Raw genomic sequence first — 23,166 nt, 5'->3', positions numbered from 1 at the left:
TAATCATTTTGAAAACTTCGAAGATTTTTGCGCACATTGATAACACTGCGCAAGAATCTCGCGCATAGGTCGTAGTTGACGGACTAGAACGCGAAGCGCTCGTGTTACCGCTTCTCTAGCCTGCCCCGGAATCAAAGGAGTGACCGCGATGATCGAGACACCGTACCTGCTGTTTCTGGGCGATGCGCCCGACCAATTGGCGGCCAAAGTGGCTGTTGGGATCAAGGACTGGCGTCCGGAAAACGCCGTGGGCCAGTATCGAATGGATAGCTGCAAGGCCGATCTGGGCTTGACTGACATGACCCTGACCGAAGCGAAAGAAGCCGGTGCCAAGACGCTGGTGATTGGCGTAGCGAACCGCGGCGGTGTGATCAGCAAGGCCTGGAAAGAAGTTCTGATAGAAGCGCTGGAAATGGGCTTTGATCTGGCGTCGGGCTTGCACAACCTGCTGCGCGATGAAGGCGATCTTGTTGCCGCGGCACAAACGCATGGCTGCACCTTGCATGACGTGCGTGTGCCGACTGTCGGATACCCGATCGCAAATGGCCGCAAGCGCACAGGCAAGCGTTGCCTCGCGGTCGGAACCGATTGCTCGGCGGGCAAGATGTACACGGCGATGTCGATGGATGCCGAGATGAGCAAGCGCGGCATGAAATCCACCTTCCGTGCCACGGGTCAGACAGGCATCCTGATCACTGGGCAGGGTGTTCCGCTGGACGCGGTCATTGCAGACTTCATGGCTGGCTCGGTCGAATATCTGACGCCGGACAATGACGAGGATCACTGGGACCACATTGAAGGGCAGGGGTCGCTGTTCCATGTCTCTTACTCGGGCGTGACCATGGCGCTGATCCATGGCGGGCAGCCCGACGCACTGATCCTGTGCCACGAACCGACCCGGACCCATATGCGTGGTTTGCCCGAGTATTCCCTGCCGACACTGGCGCAATTGCGTGACACGGCCCTGCCGCTGGCGCGGATTGCAAATCCAGCCTGTCAGGTTGCGGGTGTGTCGGTCAACACGCAGAACCTGAGCGAAGACGACGCCAAGGCTTATCTGGCCAAGGTCGAGGAAGAGTTGGGTCTGCCCGCAACCGACCCGTTCCGCTTCGGTGCCGGTAAGCTGGTGGACGCGCTGGCCGCAATGTGATCTGAACAACGCGCCGGTGGCGGGGCTGTTCCGCCTCCGGCGTGAGTATTTGGGAAAAGATGAAGGAACGGGTGCGTGCATATTGAGGTTTCTCGCGATGTGTTCCGGCTGGCGCAGGTCTTCACCATCTCGCGCGGGTCGCGGACCGAAGCAAAGGTGCTGACGGTTCGGGTTTCGGACGGAACTCATCAGGGCTGGGGCGAATGCGTTCCTTATGCGCGTTATGACGAAACGCTCGAGTCTGTTGAGGGCGAGATTGCCGGTCTGCCCGCGGATGTCACCCGCCAGTCACTGATGGATCTGCTGCCCGCAGGCGCCGCGCGGAACGCCGTGGATTGCGCCTTGTGGGATCTGGAGTGCAAACGAACCGGCAAACGCGTCTGGGACCTGGCAGGTCTGCCCAAGCCCGGCCCCGAGATCACCGCCTATACATTGTCGCTGGACACCCCCGAGGCAATGCAGGCGCAGGCCGCCGGGAACGCGCATCGCCCGCTTCTGAAGATCAAGCTGGGCACGCCCGATGACATGCCCCGGCTTGAAGCTGTGCGCGCCGGTGCTCCGAAGTCCAAGATCATTGTGGATGCGAACGAAGGCTGGTCGGCCGAGGTTTACGCCGACCTCGCCCCGCATCTGGTGCGGCTGGGCGTGGCGTTGGTGGAACAGCCCTTGCCCGCGGGAGATGACGACGCATTGATCGGAATGAAGCGCCCGGTGCCAGTCTGCGCTGACGAATCCTGCCATGACCGCGCCAGCCTGCCCAAACTGAGGGGTAAATATGATGTCATCAACATCAAGCTCGACAAGACCGGGGGCTTGACCGAGGCGCTGGAGTTGCGCACGGCGGCAGTTGCCGAAGGCTATGACATAATGGTGGGATGCATGGTTGGCAGCTCGCTTGCCATGGCGCCTGCGACATTGCTGGCACAGGGTGCGATGGTAACGGACCTTGACGGCCCGCTTCTATTGGCCGAAGACCGCGACACCCCGCTGAATTTTGACGACGCCGGAGTGCACCCGCCTGCGGCCGCACTTTGGGGCTGAGGAGAAGAACATGACACGTACCGTTTACGTAAATGGCGAATACCTGCCCGAGACTGAGGCCAAGGTTTCAATTTTTGACCGTGGCTTCCTGTTTGCGGACGCGGTTTACGAAGTCACAAGTGTGCTGGACGGCAAGCTGATCGACTTCGAAGGTCACTCAGTCCGTCTGAAGCGTTCGCTGGACGAGCTTGAGATGGCCGAGCCCTGCACCAAGGATGAACTGCTGGAAATCCACCGCAAGCTGATCGAGCTGAACGGCATCGAGGAAGGTCTGGTCTATTTGCAGGTCTCGCGCGGCAGCGATGGCGACCGGGATTTCGTGTTTCCGTCGGCAGATACCAAGCCCAGCCTCGTTCTGTTCACGCAGAACAAGCCCGGGCTGGCTGACAGCCCGGCGGCAAGGAAAGGTGCCAAGATCATCTCGATCGAAGACATCCGCTGGGGCCGCCGTGACATCAAAACGGTGCAATTGCTTTACCCGTCGATGGGCAAGATGATGGCCAAGAAAGCGGGGTGCGACGACGCATGGCTGGTCGAGGACGGCTTTGTGACCGAGGGCACCAGCAACAACGCCTATTTCGTCAAGAACGGCAAGATTGTTACCCGCCCTCTGTCCAACGATATCCTGCACGGTATTACCCGAAAGGCCGTGCTGCGGATGGCGGCTGAGGCGCAGATGGTGGTGGAAGAGCGACTGTTCACCATCGACGAGGCCAAAGAGGCGGACGAGGCATTCACAACCTCGGCCAGTGCCTTTGTGATGCCGGTGGTCGAGATCGACGGTGTGGCGCTGGGCGACGGAATACCGGGTCCGATTGCCAAGCGTTTGCGCGAGATTTATCTGGACGAAAGCCGCAAGGCGGCGATTTGAAGAAAAAGGCCCGCTGCAGCGGCGGGCCTTTTCTCAGGCGTCAGCCTTTTTTGGTGACATTTTCTTCGAAGGCAACCTTGAAGGCGGCTTGTTTCTCGGGGCTGGCTTCGGTCTGGTAGTTGGTCTTCCACTCATCCATGGTCATGCCGTAAAAAACTTCGCGGGCTTCTTCCTTGCCCATCTCGATGCCTTTTTCATTGGCCGCTTCCTGATACCAGCGCGACAGGCAGTTTCGGCAGAATCCAGCAAGGTTCATCATGTCGATATTCTGCACATCGGTGCGGTCTTCCATCAGGTGCTTTTGCAGCCGGCGGAAGGCCGCAGCCTGAAGTTCGATTTCGGTTTGCTTGTCCATAGTGTGGCTCCGAAAGGCAGTGTGTGTTGCGTCTGACCTAACAATCCTGCCGTGTCGTTACAACAACGGCGCTTGTGGTCGGTGCCATCTACATCAGCTTCAAAGCCAGCCAGGGCATGATGCAAAAGATCAGTGTCAGGATCTTGTAGTTGGCAAGGTATCTGAAATAGGCGCGTTTCACGTCGGCGCGATCCATCTGAAACATCCTGCCGTGAATGCCAGCGATCCAGTCCTGAAAAAGAAGAATCATGACTGTGGTGAACAGCAAAACCGCGATATTAAGCGCGGCCATCCAGCCGAAAAACGTTGTCAGAAACTCAAGTGTCATGACGATCCCCTTTCCCGCATTATATGGGGATCAGGGACTTTGCTCACAATGGCGTGAGGGAAGGAACGCCCCAGCAAACCTTGCGGTCAAAGGTCGCTGGCGCCCAACGCATCTTGCAGGATTATCGCCAGCCGCTCGGCCCAATGCCGTTGCCCGGCATGGTCGGCGATCAGGTCGTTGCGCAGCTCGATCAATGCATTGGGACGGCCAAAAGCGGTGCAGTGCTTGTCAATCGCATCACCAGGCAAAACGCCGGTATAGGGTTCATTGACACCAACGCACAGGTCATCTTCCTGTTGCAGCCGGTCGATCAAAGGGTGCGAAAACCGCTCGTCCGGGGTGTGCAAAACGCCAATGTGCCATGGTCGGGGGTCACGTCCACGCAACTGGCGCGTGAAGGAATGCATCGACACAATTACCGCATGTGGCAGTGCCGCCAACTCGGCCAACGCTGTGTGGTAGGGGCGATAGCACATGTTCAGGCGGCGTTCGCGTTCGGCGGCATCGGCATTGCGGTTGCCGGGAATGATCGACCCGTCATACAGTTTCATCAACAGCGTGGGGTCATCTTCCCCTCGGTTCGGGTCGATTACGAGGCGCGAGAAATTGGCGGCAATCACCGGCGCGTTCAGAATCTCGCCCAGATGTTTTGATACCTCATACGCGCCGACATCATAGGCGATATGGCGCTCCATGTCCTCGCGCGGCAGGCCAAGGTCGCCGTCATTGACCTCGGGGGGGACAGTGTTGGTTGCGTGGTCGCATGTGATCAGCCATCGGGACGGGCGATCCGCGCCGTGAACGAAAAACGGGGTGTAAGTCATAAGCCTGTCATCTAGTTTGTCGCAGGTGTAGGGCAGTTGCTTTAAAAAGGGAATTGCGCAATAAGCGCCATAGCAGTGTTTGCGGTAACATTTTGCAAAAGCTGATCTGTGCAATCTGAGCCGGCATGAGGAGGTCAAGACCAATGCGACGCCTGAGAAATGTAAAAATCGTGGCGACGCTGGGACCGGCGTCCAGTGATTATGACACCATTCGCGCCCTGCACGAGGCCGGGGCAGATGTGTTCCGTCTGAACATGAGCCACGGCAGCCATGATGAGATTCGCGAACGCCACAAGATCATTCGGCAGATTGAAAAGGATCTGGACAGCCCGATTGCCATTCTGGCTGATCTTCAGGGCCCCAAGCTGCGGGTTGGTGTTTTTGCAAATGATGCTGAGGAACTGGAAGAGGGCGCGGCGTTCCGTCTGGACCTTGATCCAGCCCCCGGCGACACCACCCGCGTGTGCCTGCCGCACCCCGAGATTTTCGCGGCCCTTGAACCGGGCGCGCGCCTTCTGGTCAATGACGGCAAGATCCGTCTGATCGTTGAGGATTGTGGTCAGGACTTTGCCAATTGCACAGTTGAGGTCGGCGGTACGATCTCGAACCGCAAAGGTGTGAACGTCCCGGATGTGGTGCTGCCGCTGGCGGCCTTGTCGGAAAAGGACCGTGGTGATCTGGAGTTCGTCTGCCAGTTGGGCGTTGACTGGCTGGCGCTGAGTTTCGTGCAACGCGCCAAGGATGTGTTCGAGGCCCGCGCGCTGGCTGATGGACGCGCCGCGATCCTGTCGAAGATCGAAAAGCCGGCGGCGGTCGAGGCGTTCGACGACATCCTCGATGCCTCGGACGGTATCATGGTGGCGCGGGGCGATCTGGGGGTGGAGCTGCCGGTATCTGCGGTGCCGCCCATTCAGAAGAGGCTGGTTCGCAAGTGCCGTAGTGCCGCCAAGCCGGTTATTGTCGCCACCCAGATGCTGGAAAGCATGATCGAAAGCCCGATGCCCACCCGCGCCGAAGTGTCGGATGTGGCCACCGCGATCTATGAGGGCACGGACGCCATTATGCTCAGCGCGGAATCGGCGGCAGGTGCTTATCCGGTTGAGGCCGTGCAGACCATGAATAAGGTCGCCATCGAGGTCGAGGCCGACCCGACCTATTCCCAGATCATCGCCGCGTCCCGGACGGCAAAAGGAAGCACTGTGGCCGATGCCATCGTCGCAGCCGCCCGAGAGATTGCTGAAAAGACCGATATCAAAGCCATCTGCTGCTTTACGCAAAGCGGAACGACCGCCTCATTGACAGCCCGCGAACGTCCCGGTGTTCCGATCATCGCGATGACATCGTTGATGGGGACTGCGCGCAGGCTTTGCCTGAGCTGGGGATGCAATTGCGTCATGACGCCCGAACTTCAGCGGTTCAAAAGCGCCGTTGTCAACGCGGCCCGCGCGGCGCGGGCAGGGGGGTTCGCAACCGAAACCGATCAGATCGTGGTTACGGCCGGTGTCCCCTTCAACGTTCCCGGTACTACCAACATTCTGCGGGTGGCCCCTTGTGATGAACGGCTGATCTACAGCACGGATCCGGAATAACCGCGCCCTGACACTCGGGCCCGAGTGTCATGTCAGCCAACCGGCTCTTTTACAATTTCCATAACTGTAAAAGAGCTGGTCTGGTGTATTCCCGGCAGCTTGTTGATCTTCTCGCCCAGTACCAGCCTGAAATGCGCAATATCGCGCGTTCGAACAGTCAAAAGATAATCAAACGAGCCCGCCACCATCAGGCAGCTTTCGATTTCCGACACATTCCGAACAGCGTCGTTGAACCTTACCAGGGATTGTTCCGCCGTCGCGACCAGGGATACCTGCACCACGGTCAACAGCGCCAGCCCCATCCTTTCCTTGTCGACGACGGCTCTGTACCCTTTGATATAGCCATTCTTCTCAAGTCGTTTTACACGCTCGGAACAGGGCGTATTGGTCAGGTTCACGCGCGCTGCCAACTCAACTATCGAGAGCCGTCCATTGGCCTCCAGCTCGTGCAGGATGCGTTGGTCGATATTGTCTAAATCTCTGCTAATCAGTAAAATTCCCTGTATTTTTGGCGTAGTACGACAAATTACACTGAAATTGGCCCAAAAAAATCTCCAATTCCTAGTGAAATTTCCTAATACTTATCAAAGGGCGGTCTTGTTGAAAAGTTCCAAGTTCCGGCCGCCCTGCCGGGGGCGTGGGCCCCGGCCTTAACAACAAAAAACGGAGGAACGAAATGACAACAAAGATTGTCATAGGACTCGACGGGACTGAGACCGGCGAGCGTGCGATTGCCTTTGCCAAGGATTTGGCAAAGCTGATCGGAACGTGCGATTTGCTGGTCGCTTATGTGATCGAATGGTCACCTTACACATTCCAGACACCTGAAGAAAACGCCCAGCGCCACAAGCGCCGCGAAGAAGAGGTTGATCTGGCGATGTCGCGTGTCGTGACACCTGCTGTTGAGGCCCTCAGGGCTGCGGGTTTCGAGGCGCAGGGCATTGTGCGCCATGGCGATGTAGCGGAAACGCTGAACGCCATCACGGTCGAAAACGGAGGTTCGCAAATCGTCGTGGGCCGGGCGTCCGCGGACGGGATCAAGAAACGTCTGTTCGGAAGTTCGACGCAATACCTGGTAATGCATGCCGACGTTCCGGTTACGGTCGTGAACTGAAGGGAGGGCCAAAAATGAGAACGCTAAAAACACTTGGCGCCGTAACGGCCGCCACCATTGCCGCCAGCCCTGCCCTTGCACAAGAGGCGCCGGGACTGGATGAGAAAATCAATCAGGCCTTTGCGAACCTGACCGGACCGTTTGTCAGCTTCATCTTTGCGCCGCTGCCCGGAACCAGCTTTCCGTGGATCGTTATGTGGCTGGTGATCGCGGCAACGGTTTTCACGCTGTATTTTGCCTTTGTGCAGATGCGGTTCTTCAGCCACGCGATCAGCCTTGTCAAAGGTGATTACTCCGATCCCAACGATGCGGGCGAGGTCAGCCACTTTCAGGCTCTGGCCACGGCGCTGTCCGGAACTGTCGGTCTGGGGAATATCGCGGGCGTGGCCGTTGCCGTTGGCATCGGCGGCCCGGGCGCAACCTTCTGGATGATCCTTGCGGGTCTTCTGGGCATGGCATCAAAGTTCACCGAATGTACGCTGGGCGTGAAATACCGCAACGAATACGAAGATGGCACCGTTTCAGGTGGCCCGATGTATTACATGTCCAAGGGCTTTGACGAGTTGGGCCTGCCGGGCGGCAAGATCCTGGCGGTGCTGTTCTCGATCTTCTGTATTCTGGGCGCGTTGGGCGGCGGGAACATGTTCCAGGCCAACCAGGCACATCAGCAAATCGCGGGTATCGTTGGCGACTATCCGGGCTGGATTACTGGCATTGTTTTTGCTGCGGTCGTGTTCATGGTCATTGTTGGCGGTCTGAAATCCATCGCTCGGGTGACTGAAAAGGTCGTGCCGTTCATGGGTGTGCTGTATGTCGCAACCGCACTGGTCATCATCGCGATGAATGCGGACATGATCGGCTGGGCCTTTGGTCAAATCTTTGCCGGTGCCTTCACGGGGCTGGGTGTTGCTGGGGGCATGGTCGGCGCGCTGATCCAAGGCTTCAAGCGCGCGGCATTCTCGAACGAGGCGGGCGTGGGTTCGGCGGCGATTGCGCACTCGGCGGTTCGGACCAAGGAACCGATCACCGAGGGGTTTGTATCGCTGCTTGAACCGTTCATCGATACCGTCGTGATCTGTACCATGACGGCACTGGTGATCATCATCACGCAACAGCTGATCATCGATCCCGAAACCGGAAACTACATGCTGAACGAGGCGGGTTCCGCCATCGCAACGGTGGATGGCAATTCCGGCGTCAGCCTGACCTCTGCCGCGTTTGGCAGCGCGTTCAGCTGGTTCCCGTACATCCTTGCGATCGCGGTGATCCTGTTTGCCTTCTCGACCATGATCAGCTGGTCCTATTATGGCCTCAAGGCCTGGACCTACCTGTTCGGAGAAGGACACACAAAAGAGCTGATCTTCAAGGTCATCTTCTGCGTCTTCGTGGTGATCGGCGCTGCGGCCAACCTCGGCCCGGTTATCGACTTCTCGGATGCGGCGATCTTTGCGATGGCGGTTGTGAACGTCTTTGCCCTCTACTTCCTGATGAAAGTGGTGCGGCAGGAACTGGCGTCCTACTCCGCAAGGCTGAAAAGCGGTGAAATCCGCAAATTCGAACACTAAATCCAATCACCGGGGCGGCCTGTGTCGCCCCGGTGCCTGACCAGCCTGCAAAAAGCGTAGATTCTGGTCCAAACCCCCTTGCCAGTATGACCGAACTTGCGTAAACGGCGCTTCTGATCGCGTGACCGGCCGAGATGGCATGCCGAGTCGCGTCTGAAACCGAACCCGAAAAAGGAGACGGAAATGCCTAAGATGAAGACTAAATCAAGCGCCAAGAAGCGCTTCAAGGTGACTGCGACCGGTAAGGTCCTTGCTGGCCAGGCCGGCAAACGGCACGGCATGATCAAGCGGACCAAGAAATTCATCCGCGATGCCCGTGGCAACACCACCCTGTCCGCCCCCGACGCAAAGATCGTCAAGGGCTACATGCCCTACGACCGCTAAGAGGAGATGTAAGAGATGTCCCGCGTTAAAGGTGGAACCGTAACTCACGCCCGTCACAAGAAGATCATCAAGGCCGCAAAAGGCTATTATGGTCGTCGCAAGAGCAACTTCAAAGTCGCAACTCAGGCCGTCGACAAGGCCAACCAGTACGCGACTCGCGACCGCAAGAACCGCAAGCGCAACTTCCGCGCGCTGTGGATCCAGCGGATCAACGCTGCTGTGCGCAGCCATGACGAGGCTCTGACATATTCCCGCTTCATCAACGGTCTGAACCTGGCCGGTATCGAAGTGGACCGCAAAGTTCTGGCCGACCTGGCCGTGCACGAACCGGAAGCGTTCGGCGCGATCGTCGCCAAAGCTCAGGCTGCTCTGGCTGCCTGAACCTCTGAAAAGAGACAGTGAAAGAAAGGCCGTCCCCTTGGGGCGGTCTTTTTTGTTGCAACATGCGGCGCATTCCAAGCGCTTCTTGGATCAGGACATCCACCCCTTCTGCATTGGGATGACGCCAACCTGTTTCAGGCATGACCGGTTTGATCTAGATCATGTAACAGCCCTCGGATCATATTATATATGATTTTATGAATATAAGTGAGAAGGGTGAAATCATGACACTAAACTGGAAAGTTGGAGGTGTTCTGCTAGGGCTCGTGTTCTTCGGGGCAGTTCTTCTGGTGAAGCCGATCGGTGTTTCGACCCAATTCGTCATCCTTGACGGAATTATTGCGGACACCGTCAATTCAGAATTCGTAACACAGACGGATGACGGTTACAGTTCAAGCAACGCATACATGGCGAAATCCAATGGCAAATACGCCAAATACGTATCCAATCCGTTGAATTACAGCTTTGTCTTCGTTTTGGCTATGGCCGCAGGGGCGTTCTTGTCGGTCAAGGCGCGCGGCAGTCTGGAACGCGGCGAGGGCAAGCTGCCCATGATCTGGCGCGAAAACTATGGCGACACGCCCTGGGCCCGAAACCTGGTCGCGCTACTGGGCGGCTTTGTCGTCCTCTATGGGGCCAGGTTGGCGGGTGGGTGCACATCCGGTCACATGATGTCCGGTATGATGCAGACAGCCCTGTCAGGCTATATCTTTGCAGCCGGAGCATTTGCAGCGGCAATTCCTACAGCAATGCTGATCTACCGGAAAGGATAAGGCGATGGAAATCATTCTTGCGATCATCATTGGCGCCGCTTTCGGAGCCGTACTTGACCGGATTGGCGCGGCGAATCCAAATTGGATTGTGGGCATGTTGACACTGCGTCGACTCCACCTGATGAAAACGATCCTCCTGGCAATCGGAACCGGTTCGATCCTCATGTTTGGCGGGCAGATGCTGGGGTTTGTGGATGTCGGCCATATGTCGGTAAAATCGGCCTATGTCGGTGTCTTCATTGGCGGATTGTTACTGGGTGCGGGCTGGGCTGCATCGGGCTACTGTCCGGGAACAGGGGTCTGCGCCGCTGCGTCCGGTCGCCGTGACGCCTTGTTCTTCATCGTCGGTGGTTTGTTGGGTGCTGCGGCCTACATGGCGACATATCCGGCCTGGAAGGCCACGGGTCTGCTCGATGGAATTGCTGGCGGCAAAGTCACCCTGGGTACAGTTCCGGGATCCGCTTACGAGGGTGTTTTGTTAATGTCCGGCGATATTCTCGGTATCGCACTGGGTGCCGTCTTTGTTCTGGTTGCTTTCGTTCTTCCGGACAGCCTGATCGCAACCGGCGAAAAGGTTGGTGTTGCGGCCGAATAATCACGGCTGAACGTACACATTCACGACCAGCATCCCGACAAAAAAACCGGCGCAACACGCGCCGGTTTCTTTTTTACCGATATCGTTGATCTTACCCGAACACACGCCCCAGCGCGCCGTCAACCGCGTCGGTGATCTGGTCGATGTCATCGGCCGTAGCAATCAGCGCAGGCGAGAAGCACAGCGTGTTGTTGCGACCGGGGATCGAGCGGTTGGTCACGCCGATGATCACGCCCTGTGCCATACAGTCGGCAGTAACGGCCTGCGCCAGTTTCTCGTCCACCGGCTCTTTGGTGCCGCGATCCACAACCAGTTCGGCCCCCAGGAACAGGCCCTTGCCGCGCACATCGCCGATGACCTTGTGCTTGTCCATCAGCGCCAGAAGGTTGTTCGTCATACGCGCGCCCATATCCGTGCAGTTCTGCAACAGGTTTTCATCCTGAATGATGCGCATGTTCTCGATGGCCGCTGCCGGACCAGCGGTGCACCCACCAAAGGTCGAGATATCGCGGAAATAGTTCATCGGGTCCGCGGCATCGTCTTTGAACATGTCAAAGACTTCCTCGGTGGTGACCATGCAGGCAATCGCGGCATAGCCTGACGCAACGCCCTTGGCCATGGTCACGAAATCGGGCTTGATACCGTATTGCTGGTACCCGAACCACGTGCCAGTGCGGCCCACGCCACAGACAACCTCGTCGATATGCAGCAGCACGTCGTATTTCTTGCAGATCTCCTGCACGCGCTGCCAGTATCCTTCAGGCGCTTCGATCACACCGCCGCCCGCTGTCACCGGCTCAAGGCACAGGGCGCCAACGGTGTCGGGGCCTTCACGCAGGATGACGGCTTCAATCTGATCTGCGGCCCATTCGCCGAAATTCTCTTCGGGTGCGCCGTCCAGCTCGTGCTTGCGATATTCCATGCAATGCGGCACGCGGACGAAATCAGGTGCGAAGGGGCCGTATTGCGCTGTGCGCTCGTCCTGACCGCCTGCCGACATGGTCGCCAGCGTCGAGCCGTGATAGTCCCGGTCGCGGTACAGGATCTTGGTTTTCTTGCCGCCATATTTCTTGTGCGCGATCTGGCGCACCATCTTGAACGCCTTCTCGTTCGCTTCGGAACCTGAATTGGTGTAATAGACGCGGCTCATGCCCGGCATCTTGTCGATCAGTTGTTCGGCAAACAGCGCACCCGGGATCGAACCCGCCGAATTGGCGAAGTAGCACAGCTTCATCAACTGGTCGTAAACCGCCTTGCAGATCGATTCGCGGCCATAGCCGACATTGACGGTCCAGACGCCGCCGGAAACCGCATCCAGATGCTCTTTGCCTTTCTGGTCCCAGACACGCATGCCCTTGCCCTCGACAATGATGCGTGGGTCATTGGTTTCAAAGGGTTTATGCTGGATCAGATGGTGCCAGATATGGGCGCGGTCAGCCTCGACTACGCGGGAAAGATCGTTTTCGTTGAACGTGCCGTCCATGACATGTCCTTTCAGTGAGGAAGCGGTGCGCGGGATATGGGAATACCACATCCCAGCATGTGTTTAAGATGCTTCAGATCACCGCGAAAGCCCTGCTGTAGATAGGGCCAGATCGTATCATCCCGTATTGCCAGTCGATTTTGCCGCCGTATTTCTACGGGTTTGTCAGAACGCGAACTTTGTGCTCAATTCGCCCAAACTGCGTTTCGGGAGGACAGCGGATGGCAGCGACACATATCTACGAGCGTCATTTGGACAAATGCCGGGCAAATTACACACCTCTGTCGCCTCTTACGTTCATTGAACGGACGGCGCAGGTCTACCCGGATTACCCATCCGTGGTTTATGGAGATCGCCGGTATACCTGGGCCGAAACCTATGCCCGCTGCCGGCGTCTGGCCAGCGCACTGACTGCGCGCGGTATTGGACGGGGTGACACCGTGTCGATTATCGCGGCCAACATCCCGGAAATGTACGAGGCGCATTTTGGCGTACCCATGACGGGCGCTGTTCTGAACGCAATCAACACGCGGCTGGATGCGCCGATTGTCGCATTCATCCTGAACCATGCCGAAGCCAAGGCGCTGCTAGTTGACCCCGAGTTTTCGGATGTGGTGAAAGATGCGCTGCAACAGGTCGATCATGACATTCTGGTCATCGATATCGAAGACCCCACCTTCGACGATGGCGAAAAGCTGGGCCACCAGACCTATGATGCCCTGCTGGCCGAAGGTGACCCCGCGTTTAACTGGTCACTGCCAGCGGACGAATGGGACGCGATCACGTTGAATTATACCTCGGGCACCACGGGCAACCCCAAGGGTGTGGTCTACCACCATCGCGGCGCGACCCTGAACGCACAGTCGGATTTGCTGGACTGGGATATGCCCAAGCATTCGGTCTATCTGTGGACCCTGCCGATGTTCCACTGCAACGGCTGGTGCTTCCCTTGGGCCATGGCAGCCAATGCAGGTGTTTCCGTTTGTCTGCGCGCGGTGCGGGCCGAACCGATCTATGCCGCCTTCCGGGACGAGAAAGTGACACACTTCTGCGGTGCGCCGATCGTTCTGAATATGCTGGCCCATGCGCCGGATGAGCTGAAGGACTTTGACCACCAGATCAAGGTGATGACGGCAGGTGCCCCGCCGCCTGCGGCTGTGATAGAAGCGATGGAGGCGATGGGTGTCGAGGTCACGCATGTCTATGGCCTGACCGAAACCTATGGGCCTTCGGTTGTCTGCGCATGGAAAGACGAATGGAACAGCAAAGGACCTGAAGACCGCGCCGCGCTTAAGGTGCGGCAAGGCGTGCGCTATACCGCGTTGTCCGGCCTTATGGTGGCCGACCCGGAAACTCTGGAACCGGTTCCGGCGGATGGCGAAACCATGGGTGAGATATTCATGCAGGGCAACGTGGTGATGAAAGGATACCTCAAGAATCCCGAGGCCACCAACAAAGCCTTTCACGGTGGCTGGTTCGCGTCCGGTGATCTGGGTGTCATGCACCCCGATGGCTATATCGCGCTCAAGGATCGTTCAAAGGACATCATCATCTCGGGCGGCGAGAATATTTCATCTGTCGAGGTCGAAGGCATCCTCTACAAGCATCCGGCGGTGATGGAGGCTGCCGTGGTGGCCCGTCCCGATGAGAAATGGGGCGAAACGCCCTGCGCCTTTGTCGAGTTGAAACCCGGCGCGGCCGTAACTGAGGCAGAGCTTATCGCCTTCTGTCGCGACCGGATGGCCCATTTCAAGGCACCCAAAACGGTTGTGTTCGGCACTCTGCCCAAGACATCAACCGGCAAGGTACAGAAATTCGTTCTGCGGGATCAGGCGCGGGCGCTGGGTTAAAGATTGTCGAAGATCGACAGGTCCAACGCCAGCATCTTACCCATCCAGATCGCGCGGTCGCGGTGATCCTCCAGGTGTTCACCGGTTTCCGGGTGCGTGAAGACCGTCAGGCCTTGCCGGTTCAGCATCAGCCATGGGATGACCTGATCAAATGCGCTGGCAGCAAAGCCCAGCTGGCAGCTCCAGCGGGGATGCGGGCCGACGTTTCGGGCGTGCAACCGGCCCATTTGAACAGGGAACAGGCGGGCCGCCTCTTCACAGACCTGTCGCGCGGTGTCCTGCGTGTCGGCATCGAAATAGACATGGGCGTGATAGCCGGTGATCTCGGGCATAGGAACCTCATCTGCTTTGTCGGCTCAAAGCTAAAGCCTAAAAGGAAGAAAACCTAGCTGCGCATGCACACAGGGTCTGTGCAATGTTAACCCGGCGCATGTGCGTCGGGATGCGCCGCGACAAAGGCCGGGTGATCTGCGCAGGCCTCTTCAACCCGCAGCAGACGGGGCATATCCGACAGATCAACCTGCCACCGGCGCGCGTTATAGATTTGCGGGATCAGGCAGAGGTCGGCGAGACCGGGCTTTGACCCAACACAGTAGGGGGCTTGTTCAAAATCCCCCAGCATGGCTTCAAACGCCTGCAATCCGGGTTTGATGAAATGCCGCATCCAGTCGCCAGGCATGTCCGGGGCGTTTTGGCTCAGGGTGGTGGCAAAGCGCGCAACCGACAGGTTGCAGACCGGATGGATGTCGACCGCAATCGCATAAGCCAGCGCCTGAACACGCGCGCGTTCCGCCGGATCATCAGGCAGAAGGTTCAACTGCCGGGTCCGGTCCAGATAGTCGAGGATGGCCAGCGATTGCGTCAACCGCAGCCCGTCTATATCCAGAACCGGCACAAAGCCCTGCGGGTTCCGAGCGATATGTTCATCGCTCTTTTGTGCGCCGCCCACCAGATCGACAACAACCGGGCGATACGCGATTCCGGCCAGATTCAGGGTGATCCGCACCCGGTAACTGGCCGAGGACCGCCAATAGTCATAAAGGACGACGTCGCTCACGTCCGGGCCTGTCAACTGTCGGTCAAAGCGGCAGCGCGAAGGGCGTCCGTCAGCACCGTACTGTCACCGATGTGGTTGGCCAGCACCAGTACCAGCCGCGCATTCAGCGCGTCGCTGTCTGCTTTTTCCAGGCCCTCATGCGCGGCCAGAAGTTCGGCATAGAAGTCATCGGCGTTTTTGATGTTCGGGGTTAGGATCAGGTCTGACATGGGGCTTACTCCTTACCGCAGGCTCTGCGGATCGCGTGCCGGAAGGTGTTTTCTTCGTAACTGTCTCGGCGGGCCGCCACATGTTGGTCCGGCCGGATCAGGTAGACAGCGCTGGTCGCGTCACCCAGATAGCGGCGTTTGAGGGCCAGCGTCATATCATCCTTGACCGACAGCGCCAGTCGCGTGACTTCGATCCCATCTTCTTCCAGGGTATCAGGGGCGTCTGCATCGATGGTCAGAAGCGTGAACTTGCCTGCAAGCTTGGGCAGCAGAAATTCGTCACCAAGCGGAGCGTCGGGGCAGGCCGAACCCGGTCGCGTTCCGGTGGGGCCGTTCAGCGCGTCCGCAGAATTCAGCGAAGACCCGTCATAGGTGCAGGGCTGGCTCAGGCGACCCGAATTCACCAGTGGGCGGGCGAAGTCGTAATGTTCGCTCAGATCCAGTACCGCATCACGCAGGATCCGCGACATCTCGGATTTCGGGGTGATGAAATCGGTCGACCGGCTGGAATTCAGGATGTTCTCGTCCGCCCCGTACACGCGTTCGGCGTTGTAGCTGTCCAGCAGAGTTTCAGGTGCTTTCCCATCCAGAACCAGCTTCAGTTTCCAGCACAGGTTGTCGGTGTCCTGAAGGCCGGAATTGGCCCCGCGCGCGCCAAAGGGGCTGACCTGATGCGCGCTGTCACCCGCAAACAGAACACGGCCCTTGCGGAAGCTTTCCATGCGACGGCACTGGAACGTATAGATCGAGACCCATTCAAGCTGAAACTCGACATCATCGCCCAGCATCGCCTTGAGGCGGGGGATCACGTTCTCTGGGCGCTTTTCGCGTTCCTTGTCGATATCCCAACCCAGCTGCAAGTCGATGCGCCACACATTGTCGGGCTGTTTGTGCAACAACGCGGATTGCCCGCGATTGAACGGCGGATCGAACCAGAACCAGCGTTCAGACGGAAAATCCGCATCCATGATCACGTCTGCAATCAGGAAGTTGTCTTCGAAAATCCGTCCTTCGAAATCAATGCCCAACATCCGCCGGGCAGGGGATGTCGCGCCATCACAGGCAATCAGCCAATCGGCTTCGATTGTGTAAGGTCCTTCGGGCGTCTCGACCTCCAGCCGCACGTGATCTTCATGCGTTCCAATCGCCTCGACCTTGTTGCGCCCGCGTATCTCAATCGGTGCGCCTTCTGCCTGCAACTCGCGGACCCGTTCAACAAAGTAGTTCTCGAAATGGTATTGCTGCAGGTTGATGAAGGCAGGGTTGGCATAACCTTCATCCGGTTGCAGGTTGAAATCATAGACCTGTCGATCATCGAAGAACACCTTGCCCCGATCCCACAGGACGCCCTTGTCGACCAGTCGGCGCCCGCATCCCAGCCGGTCGGCAATTTCCAGCGTGCGTTGCGAGAAACAGATGGCGCGGCTGCCGAAACTGACCTTGTCGTTCTCGTCCAGAACCAAGACGTCGACCCCTTGTTGTGCCAGATCAATCGCGGCGGCAAGACCAACCGGGCCCGCGCCGATCACGATAACCTTGTGCCGAACCGGCGTCGGGCTGTCCTGATCGGGGCTGCGTTCATAGCCGTAAAGCGGAGTTTCAAAGATCTTGTTCATGGGCTTCCCCCCAAGCAGATGCGCCAAAGTGCTGCGTGTCCTGTGCCCCGGCAGCGCGTGCCGAAGCCTTTGGCATATGGTTTCACTGAATCCCGCCGCCTAAAACGATCTGGATCAAACTGGGCCGTTTTTCCTTACCCTTGCAGGGCCTCCCACATCTCAAGATCGCGTTGGGCGGTCCAGATGCGAGGCGTGTCGATACCGCGGGCTTCGTCATAGGCGCGGGCGACGTTGAACGGCAGGCAGTGTTCGTAGATCGCGTAACTGGCGAATTTCGGGTCACATTCGGCGCGGACTGCATCCCATGCCTCTTTCAGGCTGCCACCGCGCGCCGCAACCTTGGCTGCCGGGCGGTAGGTGCTTTCGACGAAATCGCGGGTGTTTTCGATGGCGGCATTGACCATGTCCTTGCCAACCAGCGCATCGCCGCGACCCGGTGCGATGGCGTCGACATCGAACCACTTGATCTCGTCCAGTGTGTCGCCCCAGTCGCTGAAATGCCCGTCGCCGCAATAGCAGGCCGAGTGATATTCGACGATGTCGCCGGTGAACATCACGTTCTGGTCTGGCACGTGGATGACGATGTCACCGGCGGTATGGGCGCGCCCCAGATGCATCAGGTCGATCCGGCGATTGCCCAGATAAACGGTCATCGTGTCGCTGAAGGTGGTGGTGGGCCAGGTCAGGCCAGGAATGCTTTCATGCCCTTCGAACAGGCGCGGGAAGCGCTGGAACTCGCTGTCCCAGTCTTCCTGACCGCGTTCAACCACCATGGCGCGGGCCATGTCGGACATCAGAATCTGTTGCGCGCCAAAAGCGCTGGCACCCAAAACCCGCACAGCGTGGTAATGGGTCAGCGCCACGTGGGTGATCGGCTTGTCGGTCACAGACCGGACGCATTCGATCACCTTGTTGGCCAGGCGCGGGGTCGCCTGCGCCTCGACGATCATCACGCTGTCATCGCCGATGATCACGCCCGAGTTCGGGTCGCCCTCGGCGGTAAAAGCATAAAGCCCTTCGCCCACTTCAGTGAACGAGATTTTCTTTTCCGACATGTCCCCCTGGGACGCGAATGCTTTGGCCATCTTGGTTTTGTCCTTTTGCGGTTGCGCGGAAGGCAGAGGTTGGATGCCTCCGGCGGGAGTATTTGGAAAAAGATGAAGCTCAGTGCGTCATCGCCCGAATGGGGAATTGAGTGCAGGCAGAACGGTGCCGGTGCAGTCGCCGAACCCGATCGTATAGCCATCGCCCCTGGCAGCGCCGGTCAGGGTCATCGTGTCGCCGTCTTCGATGAAGCTGCGGGTTTCACCTGTGTCCAGCTTCAGCGGCTCTTTCCCGCCCCAGCTGAGTTCCAGCAATGATCCGCGTTCGGGCTTGGTTGGCCCGGAAATCGTGCCCGATCCCAGCAGGTCTCCCGTGTTCATCGGGCATCCAGATGTGGTGTGGTGGGCCAGTTGTTGCGCGGCGGAATAGTACATCTGGTTGTAGTTGGTCCGCGCGATGGTCGTGGCGTCTTTGCCTTCGGGTGCCATGGTGACGGCCAGATCGATGTCATACAACATCGGGCCGCAATCCTTGAGGTGGTCCAGCAGCGCGAACTCGCGAGCTGGCGTGTCACAGCGGAACGGCTCGAGGGCTGCCTTGGTCACAATCCAGGGGCTGATCGAGGTTGCGGTTGCCTTGGCCTGAAACGGGCCCAGCGGCTGGTATTCCCAGGCTTGAATATCACGTGCCGACCAGTCGTTCAGCAGAACGTAGCCGAAGATGTGGTCGTCAGCTTCCTGTACCGTGATCGGGCCATACGAGGGCGTGCCGACAATCGCACCCATCTCCAACTCGATATCAAAGCGGCGGCTGGGCAGGAAGGCGGGCAGGTCCTGATCGGGGGATTTCAGCTGTCCCCAAGGGCGGCGGATATCCGTGCCGGACACCACGACCGAGGACGCCCGTCCGTTATAGCCAATCGGAATGTGCAACCAGTTCGGCGGCAGCGCGTTTTCCGGACCACGGAACATAGTGCCAACGTTGAAGGCATGGTTCCGCCCGGCATAGAAATCGGTGTATTCGCTGACTGCGAAAGGCAAGTGCATCTCGGCTTCGGCCTGTGGTACAAGCAGCGGTTCGACCTTGCTTTGCTCGTCAGAGCCATCGGCCAGAAGGCTGATCAGCCGCTCACGCAGGGCTGCCCAGACGGCGGGGCCTTCTTCCATCAAAGGGTTCCAGAACGGCAGATCGAACAGCGGCTCATCGCTCAGGGTGATCAACCCTTCGGCTTCGGCGGTGGTGACGTCGAGGATCATGTCGCCGATGGCTACGCCGCAGCGCGGATCATTGCCTTCGGTCGAAAAGACACCGTAAGGCAAGTTGTTCAGCGGAAACGGATGCGCCGCGTCATTGGCCGAGGCCACCCAGGATTTCATCAAAGGCATATTTTGCCCCTATTTTGTTGTATTTGGTGCGTGGTTCGAAACGATCATAACCCCGAATAGACAGGCGCCAAAGCCCAGAGCAGGCGCGGTTGCAGCAGGTTGGCTGCTAAGGCCCCGTCTTTGTTTTCCGGTTGCGGCGGCAGTACGCCTGCAACCGGAATGGGAATGTTCCTCGCCATCAGGACGAGTGCCGTCTGGGTAACCCAGTCTGAGGGTCATTTCTTGCCCGGTGTGCCGTCGAACTTCTTCTCAAGCGATGTCCAGCAGTCGATATAGTCGTCCTGCAACGGTGCCTCATTGGCGGCAAACGGCGTCAGGTGCTGGGGGAACCGGGTTTCGAACATGAACGACATCGTCTTGTCCAGCTTTTCCGGCCCCAGATTGGAATAGGATGCCTTGTCAAAGGCTTCCCTGTCGGGACCATGCGGAATCATCATGTTGTGCAGGCTGGTGCCACCGGGAACGAAGCCCTGCGGTTTCGCATCGTATTGGCCATAGATGTTGCCCATCAGTTCCGACATGATGTTCTTGTGATACCAGGGCGGGCGGAACGTATCCTCCATCACCATCCAGCGTTCGCGGAACAGGACAAAGTCGATATTTGCGGTGCCGGGCTGGCCCGAGGGCGCCGTCAGAACGGTAAAGATCGACGGGTCTGGATGGTCAAACAGGATCGCGCCAACCGGGCAATAGTTGCGCAGGTCGTATTTGTAGGGCGCATAATTGCCATGCCACGCCACCACATCCAGCGGGCTGTGTCCGATCTTGGTGGTGTGGAACTGCCCACACCATTTGATCGTCACGGTCGACGGGGTTTCACGATCCTCATAGGCAGCGACCGGAGCCTTGAAATCGCGCGGGTTGGCCATGCAGTTGGCCCCGATCGGACCACGACCCGGCAGTTCGAATTTCTGGCCGTAATTCTCGCACACAAAGCCACGTGCAGGGCCTTCGAGAACTTCAACCCGGTACAGCAGTCCACGCGGGATGATCGCGATTTCTTTGGGCTCAAGGTCAATGATTCCCAGTTCAGTCGCAAAGCGCAGGCGCCCTTCCTGTGGCACCACCAGCAACTCGGAATCAGCCGAGAAGAAATAGTCGTCGACCATGGATTCGGTGACCAGATAGATGTGGCAGGCCATGCCAACCTGGGTGTTCACATCCCCCGCAGTAGTCATGGTCCGCATCCCGGTCATCCAGTTCAGACCTTCATCGGAATGCGGCACCGGGTCCCAGCGATACTGGCCCAGGCTGATCACATCCGGGTCGATGCAGGGGGCCGATTTCCAATAGGGCAGGTCGATTTTTTCGTAACGGTGCGAATGCTTTACCGACGGGCGAATACGATAGCACCAGGTGCGTTCAGGCGGGTTGGCGGTAAAGGCCGTGCCGCTCAGCTGTTCACCGTAAAGTCCGTAGTTGCACCTTTGCGGGCTGTTCATCCCCTGCGGCAGCGCATCGGGCAGCGCTTCGGTTTCAAAGTCGTTGCCAAAGCCGGGCATGTAGCCGGCATGGGTACCAACAGGCGTTGCTGCTTGCGTCAATGAATGCGGATCCGTCGGACGGTTCATTACGTATTCCTCCGTTTACTGCTTGTCGGTTAATAGTTGATTTTGTAACTAACAAGCATGACACATGACGAATCTGAAAAAAATGATGACTTTTTCCTGCAAAATTTTCTGCCGTTCCTGCTGAACCAGGCGGCCGAGCGCGCCTCGTTGGAATTTCAGGCTGTCTACAAGGGGCGGTACGGAATGCTCAGAACCGAATGGCGAGTGCTGTTCCATCTGGGGCTGTTTGGCGAAATGACCGCCAAGGAAATTGGTGAACGGGCCAGAATGCACAAGACCAAGATCAGCCGTGCAGTTGCCAAGCTTGAGGAGCGACGGTACCTGAAACGCACACGGGACGAGGCTGATCGGCGGGCGGAATGGCTGACACTGACACCCGCCGGGCAAGCCGTGTATCGCGACTTGTACGGGGTGGCCGCAAGCTATGACGCCAGACTGTCGGGTCTGTTCAGTGAAAAAGAGGCCGCCTTGCTGCGCCGGATGTTGCGACGGTTGGCTGGTGTGGACTGACCACTGGTAATTGCCGCCTGCCGCCCCCAGATGTGTGTCATGCTTGATACGGAATTTGAAATGACGTCATTCGAACCTGCCAAGGTATCCACACACACCCTGATCGACTGGTTGGTCCAAAAGGGGCTTGAGGGTGCCGGGCAGGAAGAGTTGCTGGAAGGGTTCTGCACAAGTCTGGTCGATATGGGCATTCCGCTGATGCGGTTTCATGCGGCGCAGTCGGCCTTGCACCCGGTTTATGGTGGAACCGGATATAGCTGGTACAAAAGCACCGGCGGTGAATCCGAGAAGTTTGAAAACACGGATACGCCCAGCGAGATGTGGCAACAAAGCCCGCTTTATGCGCTGCTGAACGAGGATCTGGATGAAATCCGGGTCAAACTGGTCGACCAAAACGAACCCAGTCGATTTCCGTTGCTGAACGACCTGAGAGAGGTTGGGGCGACCGATTATTATGCCACCGGCATCTCGTATGAGGGGTCGGGAAAGATGCGCCCCGACGGTACCAAAAAGGTCAGTGATGGCGTTCTGATGTCTTGGGCCAGCGATGCACCGTCCGGGTTTGATGACAGCGATCTCAGGAACATTCACGCGGTGTTGCCGCATCTTGGGCTGGCGCTCAAATCCGCCAAGAACCAGAACCTGACCGAAGATCTGATGCGGGTCTATCTGGGTCGTGATGCCGGGCGCCGCGTCCTGTCGGGTGAGATTCGTCGCGGATCATTGCAGCAAATCGATGCGGTGATCTGGAATTTCGATCTGGAAGGGTTCACCAACCTGTCGGAAGACCTGCCGGGTCACGAGATCATCGACATGCTCAATGATTACCTGGCCGTCGCCGTGGGCGTTGTGCACGACAAGGGTGGGAATATTCTGAAATTCATGGGCGATGGGCTGATGGCCATGTTCGATGTCGGCGAAATCGACGAGGACGCCCGTGCCGCGCTCAGCGCGGTGCCCTTGCTGCAAGCCCGTATGGATGAATTGAACGCCCGACGTCAGGCGCAGGGGCTGCCGGTTGCGAATTTCACGCTAGCCCTGCATTCCGGCGAAATTCTGTATGGCAATATCGGGTCCGAAACACGGCTGGATTTCACAGTGATCGGCCCCGCCGTCAATCAGGCCGCCCGAATCGCGGGAATGCACCGGTCGCTGGGTCAGAGAATCCTGATCTCGGACGACGTCGCGGTCGCGGCGCGCCCCTGCGCACAAGACCTCATCTCGGTCGGGCGCTACATGCTGCGCGGGGTGAACGAACCCAAAGAGCTGTTCACAGTATACAGTCCCGGCGGGCCATCAGTTACCGGGTGAAACCGAGGCTGTTCCATTCAGCGGTTCCAAAGCTGAAAGCCGCGAGGGAGCACCTTTGTTTAGCTGGGTGCGAGCGGCGGGTTGGAGCGGATGTTCGAGGGCAGTGAGGGTTTGAACGAATGGCTGGTTTAGAGGCCATTGCCGACAATGCGGTTTTACG

At 58.2% G+C, this 23,166-nt stretch carries 25 protein-coding genes; 13 read left to right on the top strand and 12 right to left on the bottom strand.

Annotated features, from left to right (window positions below):
• Window positions 1-148: 148 nt before the first annotated feature.
• The 3 genes from dgcN to I9182_RS15070 all read left to right on the top strand — a co-directional run bounded on the left by dgcN (window position 149) and on the right by I9182_RS15070 (window position 3,062).
• Window positions 149-1,150: an N-acetyltransferase DgcN gene (gene dgcN / locus I9182_RS15080; RefSeq protein WP_209598828.1), complete on the top strand. Its 1,002-nt coding sequence runs from the start codon at window positions 149-151 to the stop codon at window positions 1,148-1,150.
• 75 nt (window positions 1,151-1,225) lie between these two features.
• Window positions 1,226-2,191 carry an N-acetyl-D-Glu racemase DgcA gene (gene dgcA, locus I9182_RS15075; RefSeq protein ID WP_209598827.1) on the top strand — a complete coding sequence of 322 codons (966 nt, stop codon included), beginning with the start codon at window positions 1,226-1,228 and terminating at the stop codon, window positions 2,189-2,191.
• A 10-nt stretch (window positions 2,192-2,201) separates the two neighbouring features.
• The gene (locus I9182_RS15070; protein WP_209598826.1) at window positions 2,202-3,062 is read left to right on the top strand and encodes a D-amino-acid transaminase; all 861 of its coding nucleotides are present in this window, start codon (window positions 2,202-2,204) and stop codon (window positions 3,060-3,062) included.
• Window positions 3,063-3,102: 40 nt separating this feature from the next.
• Here the strand turns inward: I9182_RS15070 and I9182_RS15065 are convergent, their stop codons facing one another.
• The 3 genes from I9182_RS15065 to I9182_RS15055 form a co-directional block, all read right to left on the bottom strand.
• Entirely contained in the window at window positions 3,103-3,417 is a 315-nt protein-coding gene (locus I9182_RS15065; RefSeq protein WP_209598825.1) for a DUF1244 domain-containing protein, read from the bottom strand.
• An 88-nt stretch (window positions 3,418-3,505) separates the two neighbouring features.
• The gene (locus tag I9182_RS15060) at window positions 3,506-3,745 is read right to left on the bottom strand and encodes a DUF6868 family protein (RefSeq protein ID WP_209598824.1); all 240 of its coding nucleotides are present in this window, start codon (window positions 3,743-3,745) and stop codon (window positions 3,506-3,508) included.
• Between the two features lie 86 nt (window positions 3,746-3,831).
• Complete coding sequence (locus I9182_RS15055) at window positions 3,832-4,569, bottom strand: N-formylglutamate amidohydrolase (protein ID WP_209506056.1); 738 nt, start codon at window positions 4,567-4,569, stop codon at window positions 3,832-3,834.
• Between the two features lie 143 nt (window positions 4,570-4,712).
• On the opposite strand from I9182_RS15055, the gene pyk reads away from it, so the two are divergent.
• On the top strand, window positions 4,713-6,158 hold the full coding sequence (pyk, locus tag I9182_RS15050; RefSeq protein WP_209598823.1) for a pyruvate kinase: 1,446 nt from the start codon (window positions 4,713-4,715) through the stop codon (window positions 6,156-6,158).
• Window positions 6,159-6,190: 32 nt separating this feature from the next.
• Here the strand turns inward: pyk and I9182_RS15045 are convergent, their stop codons facing one another.
• Complete coding sequence (locus I9182_RS15045; protein ID WP_348540405.1) at window positions 6,191-6,625, bottom strand: Lrp/AsnC ligand binding domain-containing protein; 435 nt, start codon at window positions 6,623-6,625, stop codon at window positions 6,191-6,193.
• A 209-nt stretch (window positions 6,626-6,834) separates the two neighbouring features.
• On the opposite strand from I9182_RS15045, the gene I9182_RS15040 reads away from it, so the two are divergent.
• From I9182_RS15040 to I9182_RS15015, 6 genes are all read left to right on the top strand, one after another.
• A complete protein-coding gene (locus I9182_RS15040) occupies window positions 6,835-7,272 on the top strand; it encodes a universal stress protein (RefSeq protein ID WP_209506060.1) in 438 nt (145 codons plus the stop codon).
• Window positions 7,273-7,286: 14 nt separating this feature from the next.
• On the top strand, window positions 7,287-8,837 hold the full coding sequence (locus I9182_RS15035; RefSeq protein WP_209598822.1) for an alanine/glycine:cation symporter family protein: 1,551 nt from the start codon (window positions 7,287-7,289) through the stop codon (window positions 8,835-8,837).
• 183 nt (window positions 8,838-9,020) lie between these two features.
• A complete protein-coding gene (gene rpmI / locus I9182_RS15030; RefSeq protein WP_010443552.1) occupies window positions 9,021-9,221 on the top strand; it encodes a 50S ribosomal protein L35 in 201 nt (66 codons plus the stop codon).
• A 15-nt stretch (window positions 9,222-9,236) separates the two neighbouring features.
• Window positions 9,237-9,602, top strand: a complete 366-nt coding sequence (gene rplT, locus I9182_RS15025; RefSeq protein ID WP_039523695.1) for a 50S ribosomal protein L20 — start codon at window positions 9,237-9,239, stop codon at window positions 9,600-9,602.
• Between the two features lie 224 nt (window positions 9,603-9,826).
• Entirely contained in the window at window positions 9,827-10,375 is a 549-nt protein-coding gene (locus I9182_RS15020; RefSeq protein WP_209598821.1) for a YeeE/YedE thiosulfate transporter family protein, read from the top strand.
• A 4-nt stretch (window positions 10,376-10,379) separates the two neighbouring features.
• Complete coding sequence (locus tag I9182_RS15015; protein ID WP_209598820.1) at window positions 10,380-10,970, top strand: YeeE/YedE thiosulfate transporter family protein; 591 nt, start codon at window positions 10,380-10,382, stop codon at window positions 10,968-10,970.
• 91 nt (window positions 10,971-11,061) lie between these two features.
• Here the strand turns inward: I9182_RS15015 and I9182_RS15010 are convergent, their stop codons facing one another.
• Entirely contained in the window at window positions 11,062-12,453 is a 1,392-nt protein-coding gene (locus I9182_RS15010; protein ID WP_209598819.1) for an aminotransferase class III-fold pyridoxal phosphate-dependent enzyme, read from the bottom strand.
• A 221-nt stretch (window positions 12,454-12,674) separates the two neighbouring features.
• On the opposite strand from I9182_RS15010, the gene I9182_RS15005 reads away from it, so the two are divergent.
• Entirely contained in the window at window positions 12,675-14,303 is a 1,629-nt protein-coding gene (locus tag I9182_RS15005; RefSeq protein WP_209598818.1) for an acyl-CoA synthetase, read from the top strand.
• Here the strand turns inward: I9182_RS15005 and I9182_RS15000 are convergent.
• From I9182_RS15000 to hmgA, 7 genes are all read right to left on the bottom strand, one after another.
• A complete protein-coding gene (locus tag I9182_RS15000) occupies window positions 14,300-14,635 on the bottom strand; it encodes a DOPA 4,5-dioxygenase family protein (protein ID WP_209598817.1) in 336 nt (111 codons plus the stop codon). The genes I9182_RS15005 and I9182_RS15000 overlap by 4 nt on opposite strands.
• Window positions 14,636-14,721: 86 nt before the next feature.
• On the bottom strand, window positions 14,722-15,360 hold the full coding sequence (gene maiA, locus I9182_RS14995) for a maleylacetoacetate isomerase (protein ID WP_209598816.1): 639 nt from the start codon (window positions 15,358-15,360) through the stop codon (window positions 14,722-14,724).
• A gap of 11 nt (window positions 15,361-15,371) precedes the next feature.
• Window positions 15,372-15,569, bottom strand: coding sequence for a DUF2783 domain-containing protein (locus I9182_RS14990; protein WP_209506076.1), 198 nt, complete (start codon window positions 15,567-15,569; stop codon window positions 15,372-15,374).
• Between the two features lie 5 nt (window positions 15,570-15,574).
• Window positions 15,575-17,185, bottom strand: a complete 1,611-nt coding sequence (locus I9182_RS14985; RefSeq protein ID WP_209598815.1) for an FAD-dependent oxidoreductase — start codon at window positions 17,183-17,185, stop codon at window positions 15,575-15,577.
• A 134-nt stretch (window positions 17,186-17,319) separates the two neighbouring features.
• Window positions 17,320-18,270: an MBL fold metallo-hydrolase gene (locus tag I9182_RS14980; protein WP_209598814.1), complete on the bottom strand. Its 951-nt coding sequence runs from the start codon at window positions 18,268-18,270 to the stop codon at window positions 17,320-17,322.
• Window positions 18,271-18,357: 87 nt separating this feature from the next.
• On the bottom strand, window positions 18,358-19,614 hold the full coding sequence (gene fahA / locus I9182_RS14975; RefSeq protein ID WP_209598813.1) for a fumarylacetoacetase: 1,257 nt from the start codon (window positions 19,612-19,614) through the stop codon (window positions 18,358-18,360).
• Window positions 19,615-19,829: 215 nt separating this feature from the next.
• Entirely contained in the window at window positions 19,830-21,185 is a 1,356-nt protein-coding gene (hmgA, locus tag I9182_RS14970; RefSeq protein WP_209598812.1) for a homogentisate 1,2-dioxygenase, read from the bottom strand.
• 57 nt (window positions 21,186-21,242) lie between these two features.
• Here hmgA and I9182_RS14965 point away from each other — a divergent pair, with 57 nt between their 5' ends.
• Together I9182_RS14965 and I9182_RS14960 are read left to right on the top strand one after the other, a co-directional pair.
• The gene (locus tag I9182_RS14965; RefSeq protein ID WP_209598811.1) at window positions 21,243-21,695 is read left to right on the top strand and encodes a MarR family transcriptional regulator; all 453 of its coding nucleotides are present in this window, start codon (window positions 21,243-21,245) and stop codon (window positions 21,693-21,695) included.
• Between the two features lie 39 nt (window positions 21,696-21,734).
• Window positions 21,735-23,006, top strand: a complete 1,272-nt coding sequence (locus I9182_RS14960) for an adenylate/guanylate cyclase domain-containing protein (RefSeq protein ID WP_245222664.1) — start codon at window positions 21,735-21,737, stop codon at window positions 23,004-23,006.
• The last annotated feature ends 160 nt before the right edge of the window (window positions 23,007-23,166 follow it).

Origin of the sequence: Ruegeria sp. HKCCSP351, from assembly GCF_017872535.1 — a bacterium.
GTDB lineage: Bacteria > Pseudomonadota > Alphaproteobacteria > Rhodobacterales > Rhodobacteraceae > Ruegeria.
The sequence above is the reverse complement of the archived record's forward strand: the minus strand, read 5'-3'. Positions and strand labels throughout refer to the sequence as shown.

What these genes read in the sequence shown, in the direction of transcription:
- fahA (WP_209598813.1), bottom strand. Translation starts at nt 19,614, where the DNA reads ATGCCTTTGATGAAATCCTGGGTGGCCTCGGCCAATGACGCGGCGCAT.
- I9182_RS15015 (WP_209598820.1), top strand. Translation starts at nt 10,380, where the DNA reads ATGGAAATCATTCTTGCGATCATCATTGGCGCCGCTTTCGGAGCCGTA.
- I9182_RS14990 (WP_209506076.1), bottom strand. Translation starts at nt 15,569, where the DNA reads ATGTCAGACCTGATCCTAACCCCGAACATCAAAAACGCCGATGACTTC.
- I9182_RS15040 (WP_209506060.1), top strand. Translation starts at nt 6,835, where the DNA reads ATGACAACAAAGATTGTCATAGGACTCGACGGGACTGAGACCGGCGAG.
- hmgA (WP_209598812.1), bottom strand. Translation starts at nt 21,185, where the DNA reads ATGAACCGTCCGACGGATCCGCATTCATTGACGCAAGCAGCAACGCCT.
- dgcN (WP_209598828.1), top strand. Translation starts at nt 149, where the DNA reads ATGATCGAGACACCGTACCTGCTGTTTCTGGGCGATGCGCCCGACCAA.
- I9182_RS15000 (WP_209598817.1), bottom strand. Translation starts at nt 14,635, where the DNA reads ATGCCCGAGATCACCGGCTATCACGCCCATGTCTATTTCGATGCCGAC.
- I9182_RS15010 (WP_209598819.1), bottom strand. Translation starts at nt 12,453, where the DNA reads ATGGACGGCACGTTCAACGAAAACGATCTTTCCCGCGTAGTCGAGGCT.
- I9182_RS14960 (WP_245222664.1), top strand. Translation starts at nt 21,735, where the DNA reads ATGCTTGATACGGAATTTGAAATGACGTCATTCGAACCTGCCAAGGTA.
- I9182_RS15065 (WP_209598825.1), bottom strand. Translation starts at nt 3,417, where the DNA reads ATGGACAAGCAAACCGAAATCGAACTTCAGGCTGCGGCCTTCCGCCGG.
- I9182_RS15035 (WP_209598822.1), top strand. Translation starts at nt 7,287, where the DNA reads ATGAGAACGCTAAAAACACTTGGCGCCGTAACGGCCGCCACCATTGCC.
- I9182_RS15020 (WP_209598821.1), top strand. Translation starts at nt 9,827, where the DNA reads ATGACACTAAACTGGAAAGTTGGAGGTGTTCTGCTAGGGCTCGTGTTC.
- rpmI (WP_010443552.1), top strand. Translation starts at nt 9,021, where the DNA reads ATGCCTAAGATGAAGACTAAATCAAGCGCCAAGAAGCGCTTCAAGGTG.
- rplT (WP_039523695.1), top strand. Translation starts at nt 9,237, where the DNA reads ATGTCCCGCGTTAAAGGTGGAACCGTAACTCACGCCCGTCACAAGAAG.
- I9182_RS14965 (WP_209598811.1), top strand. Translation starts at nt 21,243, where the DNA reads ATGACACATGACGAATCTGAAAAAAATGATGACTTTTTCCTGCAAAAT.
- I9182_RS14980 (WP_209598814.1), bottom strand. Translation starts at nt 18,270, where the DNA reads ATGGCCAAAGCATTCGCGTCCCAGGGGGACATGTCGGAAAAGAAAATC.
- pyk (WP_209598823.1), top strand. Translation starts at nt 4,713, where the DNA reads ATGCGACGCCTGAGAAATGTAAAAATCGTGGCGACGCTGGGACCGGCG.
- I9182_RS15060 (WP_209598824.1), bottom strand. Translation starts at nt 3,745, where the DNA reads ATGACACTTGAGTTTCTGACAACGTTTTTCGGCTGGATGGCCGCGCTT.
- I9182_RS15005 (WP_209598818.1), top strand. Translation starts at nt 12,675, where the DNA reads ATGGCAGCGACACATATCTACGAGCGTCATTTGGACAAATGCCGGGCA.
- I9182_RS15070 (WP_209598826.1), top strand. Translation starts at nt 2,202, where the DNA reads ATGACACGTACCGTTTACGTAAATGGCGAATACCTGCCCGAGACTGAG.
- I9182_RS15055 (WP_209506056.1), bottom strand. Translation starts at nt 4,569, where the DNA reads ATGACTTACACCCCGTTTTTCGTTCACGGCGCGGATCGCCCGTCCCGA.
- I9182_RS14985 (WP_209598815.1), bottom strand. Translation starts at nt 17,185, where the DNA reads ATGAACAAGATCTTTGAAACTCCGCTTTACGGCTATGAACGCAGCCCC.